The following is a 9,726-nucleotide window of genomic DNA, read 5'->3' on the forward strand; positions in this document are numbered from 1 at the left end:
CCCGCGACCCCCGGCGTGACAGGCCGGTATTCTAACCAACTGAACTACCACTCCATATTTCCGGTGCCGTTTAGGTCTCCCTTAACAGCGGCGTGAATAATACGAACCAGCCCCTATTTCGTCAAGGGCTTTTTTACTTTTTTATAGGTTTTTTAGTCATCTGACATCGAAAGGTTTAAAATTTCACCTGATTTGTCATTTTTTGACCCGTTTGAACTACTTTGATTATTTTTGGAATCAGTCATTTCACTATTTTCGTCTTTCTTTTTATTTAAGAAAGGCAGCTTAACTTTAAATGTAATTGGTTTTTTCTGAACAAATATACGAACACCAAGCCAACCTATTAATAAAACGAACAAATTACAACCAACTATTAAGCTAATTAATGTCGCTGTTGCCATTTTCTCTTCTTCGGGTTCGCTCTCAATTATAAGGTCGGGGTTAATTATTGTACTAGGATCGATTTCTGGTACGGCTTCGATAGGTCGTGCTATTTCAAATTTGTATGTCGGGAGCGTCGCCATAAATTCACGATCATTAATATTTGTACCAAAAACAGACAACTCAACACTATATCGACCCCAATCATAATTTTTAATTGCAAGCTGACGTGATTCATTAGGTGCGGCGTCAATGGTAAACATTTGCTCTTCATTACTAGGGTAATAAATTTTTCCTTGAATAAGTACTGTTTCTGCTTTAACTATTTTACTATCAATATTAATAGTAAGCAGATGCTCATCAATATTTTCCTCACCGAGTATAATATCATAACTAAAAGGAGGCTCATGAACGATAATTGTGTCTTGCACTATACGGCGCTGTAGTAAAGGTGTTGTAACGTACAGTTCTGGTATCCACTCACCTTCTGGAAAATCTAATTTAAACTCACCAGTAAAAATACCGTCGTTTGAGCGCTCATCAAATTCCCGTCCGTCGTCTTTAAATGAGGCGACTTCTTGTGTGCTAGTCCCAAAGTTAGCAAATGCATCATTATTAGTGCTAACAAAGTCGACATTGAGGCTCACCACATCTTTAAATAAATTAGCATTAATTGACTCGCCATCATTTAATATTTTTCCAGTGATTTTGAGTGTCTCACCTCTAAATAACATAGGCGGGAGTGGATCTGCCAAAAGGGAAATTTCCCCAAGCACTACAATTCGGCTCTCGGGCAATATACTGCCGATTACTTGCCATGGCCCTGGCATAGGGTTTTTAATAGTAACAAGATCGTAGTTTAGCTCGTCAAACCACTCCAAATTAGGATTTTTAACCGACTCAGTAGCAAAATACTTGCTTCCGTCTGGTCTGACTAAAATAACGGCTGGCGCGCCTGACTTTCTAAAGAAGAGTAAAGTTATTTCATCAACTTGGCTGTCGATACGAAAACGATTTTCTAAAAGAGGGATCTCATTTTGTTGCCCGTCGCGCTTTAGTACCTCAACTTGCTTAACACCATACGCATGGCTTGTAAAAAAACTAGCTGTGCATAGCGCTGTTACAAAATACATCGTTTTCATTTATTAGCCTTATTCAGCGCGCCATAAGCATTGACCGCCTTCTTTATTAACGAGATCTAATCGCGCCTCGTGTGCGCTTTGTTCTGCATCATTTGCATGCAATACAATAAGCGGCGCTCTATCGCTACTTAAACGTTTTATTCCACCCTTTTGTTGATCGCTGCCATCATCTTTATTTTGATTCAAATTCAGCTTTGTTTGACCCCCAGTCATAGCAAGGTAAACATCAGCTAATATTTCAGAATCCAGCAATGCGCCATGCAAAGTACGCTTAGCGTTATCTACATCATAACGACGGCATAATGCATCAAGGTTGTTCTTTTGACCTGGATGCAAGTCACGCGCCATTTTAAGCGTGTCGAGAACTTGGCAAAATGTACTTGTTTTAGGATAGCCCTGATTAAGTAATGCAAATTCATTGTCCATATGCCCAACATCGAACGGTGCATTATGGATAACGAGTTCAGCCCCTTCAATATAGTCGAAAAACTCTTGTGCAATTTGATGAAACAACGGCTTGTCACGTAAAAACTCATTAGTAATACCGTGAACGTCTATTGCTTCCTCTTCGCTTGGTCGTTGTGGATTAATATAAACATGAAAGTTATTACCTGTTAAGCGGCGATTTACTAACTCCACACAACCAATTTCTATAATACGGTGCCCTTGTTTAGGGTCGATGCCGGTGGTTTCTGTATCTAAAACTATTTGTCTACGTGCCATATCGAATTTAGCCTGATTCTGGTATCTTTCTATAATCACTTTATTGTACATAAGATCAAGGTAAAACAGTGCAAAAAACCGTAGAGATTTACACCGATGGCTCATGTTTAGGTAATCCAGGCCCCGGCGGTTATGGTATTTTTATGATTTACGATGCCCACGAAAAAGAATTAAGCCAAGGCTATAAACTCACAACTAATAACCGAATGGAAATGCTCGCGGCTATTGTAGCCCTTGAATCACTGACCCGCCCTTGTGTTGTAACTATAACAACCGACAGCCAGTATGTTAAACAAGGTATAGAATCGTGGATTGCTAACTGGAAAAAACGTGGTTGGTTAACATCAGCTAAAAAACCAGTTAAAAATGTAGATTTATGGAAACGTTTAGATAAAGCATGCAGCGAACACACTGTAACTTGGAAATGGGTTAAAGGCCACAGTGGTCATAAGTATAACGAAATAGTTGACGACCTCGCTCGCGACGCTGCCGGTAGTAAAGATTTACTAGAAGATGTAGGCTACCAGCCTTAAAATACCTTTATTCTTAATAAACTTATCTCAGGCAACAGTTTAAAATGTTTGCCTATAGAGCATTTACTTTATTAAAAATTAATGTATCTGCAAGAAATTCAATAGTCACTTAACTATTATTTTTGTCTTGCTCACATTGCTTAAAGTGTTGTTTAGATGTTTGCCTTAGTCCGGCACCTTTTACTGGTGAAAACTGCGGTCTAGCATGCCACTTAGGTTTAATAGGCGTAAGTGGCGCAACTCTTTTACGTGCCACCAGCATATAAACACTGCCCATCGGTTTTAAATATTGCTTAGCAAAGGTACGCCAAAATTCAAACCTTGATAACCGATTTCCTCTTGCTAATGATGAATAAATAAAACGCTCATCGCCTACAATTTCAAATCCTAATAAATTAAGCCAATCTTTAACTCTTGCCGGAGTAAAAAAGCGCCCTGTCCACGGTAATTTTTGCCCACTAAAGGGCAGCATTTGTGCAAGTCCGCATAAACTAAATGGGTTAAAACCTGTAATAACAATATATCCACCAGGAATTAACGTGCGGTGGGCTTCGCGTAAAATATGATGCGGATCAGAGTGATACTCTAAGCAATGACTTAAAATGCACGCGTCAACGCTATGCTCATAAAATGGTAACTCATCTATATCAGCAACCACCCCAGTGTAAGGTCCTGGCTCAGCAACACATACTTGGTGCTTAATAGTGCTGATACTTGTATTTAATTCTCCGCTTAAATTACCTAACTTAAGCATATGATAACCAAACATACGGGGTAACCATGGTTCCATTTTACGTTCAATGCCTGCACGTAAATAGTCCCCATGAGGAAACTGCTGCCACGACAGTGGTTTGGGTCCTTCTTGAAAACTAAGGGCTGGTTTCATTTTATGAGCTCGTTATACTATGTGTTAACTGTCACTTTATAGAGCAATTTACCATGGTGCAAGTCAAAGCAATTAAAGCCTTTTCTGATAATTACATTTGGTGCTTAACAAATAGTAATAGTAACCAAGCTTGGGTAGTTGACCCAGGTCAAGCCGAACCAGTAATAGCGCACTTAGCTGAGCATAACTTAATACTTGCTGGCATTTTAATTACACACCATCATTATGATCATACAGATGGTGTAGCAACATTAGTTGCCAGCAACCCAAACATACCTGTTTATGGTCCAACTAATAGCCCATTTAAAGGGGTTACTCACCCACTCAAAGATGGTCAAAATATTAATGTACTTAATGTTGATTTTAATATTTTCGAAACGCCAGGGCACACGCTAGACCATATTTGTTATACCAATAACGAACTCGCATTTACCGGCGATACATTATTTAGTGGAGGATGTGGGCGTTTATTTGAAGGTACTGCAGAGCAAATGTGGCATTCATTTAATAAACTACGTAGCTTACCTGAAAGTTGTAATGTGTATTGCACACACGAGTACACGCAAGCAAACCTTGCTTTTGCAAAAGCAGTTGAACCGCGCAACCCTGAACTACTTGCATATAGTAAAAAAGTTGATGAACTGCGAAGTCAAAATAAAATATCTTTACCAACCTCAATTGGGCAAGAGCTGAAAATAAACCCATTTATGCGAAGCGACTTACCTACAATTACAGAACTCGTGCCGTCAAAAATGTCCTTAGTTACAAAAAACAATGAACCTTGGGAGAACTTTGCGAGTCTCAGACAGTTCAAAGACAATTTTTAGCACAAGCGTTATTATTCAATAATAATTACTAACTAATTATCAAATGGTTAAAGTTAGTTAGTAATTAAGCGTGATGTATTGAAAAGTCATTAAGTGGCAATGTTTACTCATAACGGGTAGTATTCGCCGAGTTTTTTACTCGATGTATTGGTATTTATGAATAAATCTCCCCTTTTATTAGCCTTAGTATTAGCACTAAGTGGTTGTCAAACGCTGACAACCCAAGATTCAGACTCACAAGTTGCTAATCAGGCAAACGAACAGCTCGAAGGCGCAAGCCCTGACGACATTAACAATGCATTGAAAATAAACGCACAATATCAGCAAGTAGCTGATGATAATGACGACGAAGCAGCCCCTATTTTTGATGATGTATGGGAGCGCATTCGCTACCAGCTTTCTATAAAAGTCCCACAAAATCGTCCAGTCGTAACGCAACGTAATTATTATGCAAAGCATCAAGCTTATTTAGATCGTATTTCTAAACGAGCAGAACCATACCTACACTTTATTGTAGAAGAAGTTGAAAAGCGTGAAATGCCAATCGAAATAGCCCTACTTCCTATTGTAGAAAGTGCATTTGACCCTTTTGGTTACTCTAACCGCAGTGCATCCGGTATTTGGCAATTTATGCCACAAACCGGTGAGCGTTTTGATTTAAAGCAAAACTGGTGGTACGACGGTCGTCGTGACATTGTACAGTCAACACGAGCTGCTCTTGATTATTTGTCGTATTTACATAAAACCCTTGATGGTGATTGGTTAAATGCAATTGCTGCCTATAACTCAGGTGAAGGTCGTTTATTACGAGCAATAAAAAAGAATCGGAAAAAACACCTACCTACCGACTTCTGGTCCCTTGATTTACCAAGTGAAACAACGGCATATGTCCCTAAATTACTCGCGCTCGCTGATTTATTAAAGCGCTCTGATGATTTTAACGTTACGTGGCAACCCGTTATTAATGCACAAGTAGTTGAAGTAGTTGATGTGGGATCGCAAATTGACTTAGCACTCGCAGCTGACATGGCTGATATAACACTGACTGAACTATACAGGTTAAACCCAGGCTTTAACCGCTGGGCAACTGATCCAAACGGTCCACATTTTTTACTATTGCCAGTGGATAAAGCAGAACAGTTTAGTCAAAAACTAGCTCTTACCGATGCAAAAGATCGACTACGCTGGCAACGTTACACTGTTGTACGTGGTGATAGTTTATCGGTTATTGCGAAAAAATTTACGACTAGCTCTAGTGCAATTAAATCATTAAATAAATTAAGCTCTAACACTATTCGTGTAGGTCAAAAGCTACTAGTACCACTTACTGATGGTGCAATAAATAGTGAGCATTTACCTAAGCAGATGCGCTTAGCTGCAAATAAGAGTACGCGTACAAAGCTTTCGCATACAGTAAAAAGTGGTGATACGTTGTGGGATATTAGCCGTGAATACGACGTAACTATGGATGACTTGGCAAAATGGAATAAGCTAAGAAAAAATTCTGTACTACGCTTAAATCAAAAGCTAACCGTTTATAAATCGGCTAATAAAACCCAAACTGCAAAAAACAGAACCGACCGTACAATTACTTATAAAGTACGCCGGGGAGATTCATTAGCACGTATAGCGTCTAAGTTTAATTTAACTATTAACGATATTATTAAGTGGAACAATTTGGCTGGTGAAAAGTATTTGCAACCAGGCCAAAAGCTAAAACTTAAAGTAGATGTAAGAAGTAGCTAGTTTACAAAGCTATAAACATGAAAAAGGAGCGCATGCGCTCCTTTTTGCTATTTACCTTAACAACTTTAGCTAAAATAATACGTAAATTAAGATGGCAATTTTTCAAACCAACTTTTTAACCAAGGCTCTGCAACCGGCCAAGGTTCAAAATCTTCGCATGCATCAATCTCTAAACGATTACCAACAGGCTTTGCTTGTAAATCACGTAATAGCTCATCAAAACTGCGACCTGCCCCACAAAAGGTATCACCGTAACTTCTGTCACCCATCGCAATTACACCAAAAGGCTTATCAGTTAGCATAGGAAAGGTACTATTGAGCGCATAAAACAATCCAGCCAAGTTGCTTGGTACATCACCTTGCCCCGTTGTAGAGGTTACAATTAAAATATGTGATGCGTTTTTAATATCATCAAGTGCCGGCTCACTAAATACAGACACAGTGTGCCCAGCTTGTTCAATTGTTGTTGCAACTTCGTCACTCAAACGCTCAGCACCGCCATTAACGCTGCCTACAAAAACACTAATATGTGCCATTAATAATCCTTTTCATCTTCTGGCCAACCAAGCTGCTTGCAAATTTGCAGCATTTCTTTACCTAGTGGCGCTTTAATTGTTATTGATTCATTACTGTAAGGGTGCACAAAACTAAGCTCAGTTGCAAATAACATTAACCTTCTGAACTCAAAATGCTCCCTAAAAAATTGATTATGCTGATTATCACCATGGTTCACATCACCAATTATAGGATGTGACAAATGCTTTAAATGCCTGCGAATTTGATGCTTACGACCTGTCTTTGGAAAACACTCAACTAGCGAGTAACGTACCGTTGGATATTTACCTATTGGAATAGGAAGCGCCGCTTGGTGCAAACAATTAAATTGCGTTTGAGCCTCTTGTGGGGCTTTATCTTGATCTGCAAACTTATCGGCTATTTTATCTAGTTCTTCTTTAAGTGGTTTATCTAAAAATACCGACTCAGGCGCAAAACCACGTACTAAGGCTAAATATCGCTTCGCGATAGTGCCTTCAATAAATAGCTGGTTCATATCACGAGCTGCTTCTGAGCTTAATGCAAAAAGCAATACACCGGATGTTGGTCTATCGAGTCTATGAACAGGGAAAACATGTTGCCCTAATTGGTCACGCAACATTTGCATTGCAAATTGGGTTTCGTGTTTATCTAAAAATGAGCGATGAACTAGTAAACCTGAAGGCTTATCTATTGCCACATAATTTTCATCTTGATACAAGATTGTTAGCTCACCGTATTCAATTGGTGCTGGGCGCTCACTCATTAGGCTCTCCTAAAAATGTATCTAGGGCTGTTAATATTTCAATAATTTCATCGCTGCCATTTTTATTAATAAGTGTCATTTGCGCCATAGGTGCAATCGCAAAATTACGCGGCAAGGGTTGCTTACAGTTAATTAACAGCTCAACTTTTTCAATAAATACAAACTGTAACCACTGCTCAAATACAATAGTATCGTGACAAAATGGTACGTTAGATTGTAATAACTCAGGAGCTATTGGCTCACTTTGCCAAAGCTGATGCTTTTTTAAAAGCGACTTTAATTGCTCTAAATAAGCTTGGGTTTGCTGGTACATAACCACCCTCTTTTATATATGTTATACAATTATACCCTGTTCCCTCATAAGCAGCTATGTCGTATAATTAATGTAATTTTGCAGTAAAAACAGTTGAGAATACGATGAGTGAACAAATAGCTACATTAGGGCAGCTTTTAGATAACGCGGGTACTCAATGGCGTGCTTTTGATATTGGCAGGCATATTACTAAGCTTGATAAAAAACAATTTTTAGCTATTGAACAAGCACAAGTTCCTTATCCTTACCCTCTTGCTGGTCATGCTTGGTTAGCTATTCAATTTTGGGATGTTAAAGCCAGTAAAGAACCGTATGTATGGTTTTTAAAGTTCCCAGTTGATGAGCAAAGCATGCTTGTAAGTGCTAGTCGCGATCACTTTGCCGATATGGTTATTCAAGCATTAGGCACTGAAATTACGGGAGAACATGCCGATGGTAAGCTCGATAATAACCCATATGTTTTTACACCAAACGCAAATAAGTTAGCTGCATTTAACGCCCAAATAAAAGTTCTACTAAAACAACCAGCATCACAATATTACGAACATGCACAATTATATTTTAGCGGTAAAATTGGCTTTGATAATTGGCAGAGTGTTGCATTACAAGGTATTGCGGACTTTGCGCTGCGATTAGATAGCGATACAAACTTAGGCAATCTCAAAAAAGCATGGTCGCATTTACCAGTTGAGGTACTACAGCCACTCAGTGCTATGCTTGAGCATGTAGAAATACCAACATCGATAAGTGAATTACTTGTTGATTATGCACAAACAGCTATCGATAATAAAAATACTATAGCTATAACCTCAGCACTTAGAGCTATTTCAAAAGGTCAGGCTCAAGGGTTATGCGCTCAATTAGTAGATAACGTATTAAGCTCACCTGTAGGACAAGATTCAGACGTGTTATTGACAATTGCTGGACGTTGTTTTACTCAATTAGAAAACCCCGAGCGTTTACATATATTTATGGATAACTGTGCACATCATCAACAAATTGAAGAACTATTTCCAAGTATTTTTGCAGACTTAGTTGCAATACCCACTATTCGCCCGCATTTATTAGGCTTATTACGAAAAGAAAATCGTAGCGAAACCCTCGCGCGTGCAATCGGAAGGTTATTCTCTTAAATGGCAAGTTTATGGACGTTCATACTCATTGGTAGTGTAATTTACTTATTTTGGCTTAATCGAAAAATTGCAGAGGCTGCTAATGCTCATGCTAAACGTCAAAGTGAACAATTGCAGGTTCAGTTAATGAGCGTTGCATGTGCTAAACGTCGTTTTGGTTTTTTAAAAGACAGTAAACCTGGGATAAAAAGCGAATTTATATTTGAATTTTCTAGTGATGGTGAAAATGCTTATCAAGGCGTGCTTATTATGGAAAATGAATTATTAAAAAGTGTGGTTGTTCCACCGCATAAAATTTAAATTATAAGTGGATTTAATTTAGGGCTAAATTAAATTTATTCAAACACAAAAAACTAAGGCGTAACTAAAGTTACGCCCCAATTGGACTGCATCCTGCTAGATATCCATTATCTATAAATCCGTATTATCATCCCCTGAACGAGTAAACAACCCTGTTTACCCTCACATTGCATACCGCAATATCCCTTCGCCATCTTGGCTATCAAACGTAAACTAACGCTCGGCTACATCTGCAGCATCATCCGTGGTAATCCTTTAAGTAGCTCCTGCCACTTTATGCATCCTGCATATCCTATTGCCATCTTGGCTATCAAACGTAAACTAACGCTCGGCTGCATCTGCAGCATCATCCGTGGTAATCCTTTAAGTAGCTCCTGCCACTTTATGCATCCTGCATATCCTATTGCCATCTTGGCTATCAAACGTAAACTAACGCTCGGCT

The 9,726-nt window shown here is 38.8% G+C and carries 12 protein-coding genes; 5 read left to right on the top strand and 7 right to left on the bottom strand.

Going from position 1 to position 9,726, the window contains the following annotated elements; all coding sequences use genetic code 11:
* Window positions 1–152 precede the first annotated feature (152 nt).
* Window positions 153–1,523: a TIGR03503 family protein gene (locus tag L647_RS0116630; protein ID WP_024612059.1), complete on the bottom strand. Its 1,371-nt coding sequence runs from the start codon at window positions 1,521–1,523 to the stop codon at window positions 153–155.
* A 9-nt stretch (window positions 1,524–1,532) separates the two neighbouring features.
* Window positions 1,533–2,246 carry a DNA polymerase III subunit epsilon gene (gene dnaQ, locus L647_RS0116635; protein ID WP_024612060.1) on the bottom strand — a complete coding sequence of 238 codons (714 nt, stop codon included), beginning with the start codon at window positions 2,244–2,246 and terminating at the stop codon, window positions 1,533–1,535.
* A gap of 68 nt (window positions 2,247–2,314) precedes the next feature.
* On the opposite strand from dnaQ, the gene rnhA reads away from it, so the two are divergent.
* Window positions 2,315–2,779: a ribonuclease HI gene (rnhA, locus tag L647_RS0116640; RefSeq protein WP_024612061.1), complete on the top strand. Its 465-nt coding sequence runs from the start codon at window positions 2,315–2,317 to the stop codon at window positions 2,777–2,779.
* A gap of 109 nt (window positions 2,780–2,888) precedes the next feature.
* On the opposite strand, the gene L647_RS0116645 is transcribed toward rnhA, so the two are convergent.
* Entirely contained in the window at window positions 2,889–3,665 is a 777-nt protein-coding gene (locus L647_RS0116645; RefSeq protein WP_024612062.1) for a class I SAM-dependent methyltransferase, read from the bottom strand.
* 53 nt (window positions 3,666–3,718) lie between these two features.
* Between L647_RS0116645 and gloB the strand changes: the two genes are divergently transcribed.
* Complete coding sequence (gene gloB, locus L647_RS0116650; RefSeq protein ID WP_024612063.1) at window positions 3,719–4,492, top strand: hydroxyacylglutathione hydrolase; 774 nt, start codon at window positions 3,719–3,721, stop codon at window positions 4,490–4,492.
* A gap of 156 nt (window positions 4,493–4,648) precedes the next feature.
* Window positions 4,649–6,238 carry a LysM peptidoglycan-binding domain-containing protein gene (locus L647_RS0116655; protein ID WP_024612064.1) on the top strand — a complete coding sequence of 530 codons (1,590 nt, stop codon included), beginning with the start codon at window positions 4,649–4,651 and terminating at the stop codon, window positions 6,236–6,238.
* 86 nt (window positions 6,239–6,324) lie between these two features.
* On the opposite strand, the gene L647_RS0116660 is transcribed toward L647_RS0116655, so the two are convergent.
* From L647_RS0116660 to L647_RS0116670, 3 genes are read right to left on the bottom strand one after another with little or no spacing between them, the layout of a single operon-like run.
* Window positions 6,325–6,774, bottom strand: a complete 450-nt coding sequence (locus tag L647_RS0116660; RefSeq protein ID WP_024612065.1) for a flavodoxin — start codon at window positions 6,772–6,774, stop codon at window positions 6,325–6,327.
* Complete coding sequence (gene truC, locus L647_RS0116665; RefSeq protein WP_024612066.1) at window positions 6,774–7,538, bottom strand: tRNA pseudouridine(65) synthase TruC; 765 nt, start codon at window positions 7,536–7,538, stop codon at window positions 6,774–6,776. Before truC ends, L647_RS0116660 begins: the two co-directional genes overlap by 1 nt.
* Entirely contained in the window at window positions 7,531–7,851 is a 321-nt protein-coding gene (locus tag L647_RS0116670; RefSeq protein WP_024612067.1) for a YqcC family protein, read from the bottom strand. The genes truC and L647_RS0116670 overlap by 8 nt, the downstream gene beginning before the upstream one ends.
* 104 nt (window positions 7,852–7,955) lie before the next feature.
* Here L647_RS0116670 and L647_RS0116675 point away from each other — a divergent pair, with 104 nt between their 5' ends.
* Complete coding sequence (locus tag L647_RS0116675; protein ID WP_024612068.1) at window positions 7,956–8,984, top strand: DUF3549 family protein; 1,029 nt, start codon at window positions 7,956–7,958, stop codon at window positions 8,982–8,984.
* The gene (locus L647_RS0116680) at window positions 8,985–9,284 is read left to right on the top strand and encodes a DUF3301 domain-containing protein (RefSeq protein ID WP_024612069.1); all 300 of its coding nucleotides are present in this window, start codon (window positions 8,985–8,987) and stop codon (window positions 9,282–9,284) included.
* Window positions 9,285–9,508: 224 nt separating this feature from the next.
* Here the strand turns inward: L647_RS0116680 and L647_RS1000000126275 are convergent.
* Window positions 9,509–9,726, bottom strand: a 218-nt coding sequence (locus tag L647_RS1000000126275) for a hypothetical protein (RefSeq protein WP_216712741.1), incomplete at its 5' end; no start/stop codon positions are given.

Source organism: Pseudoalteromonas sp. TB64 (genome assembly GCF_000498095.1).
GTDB lineage: Bacteria > Pseudomonadota > Gammaproteobacteria > Enterobacterales > Alteromonadaceae > Pseudoalteromonas.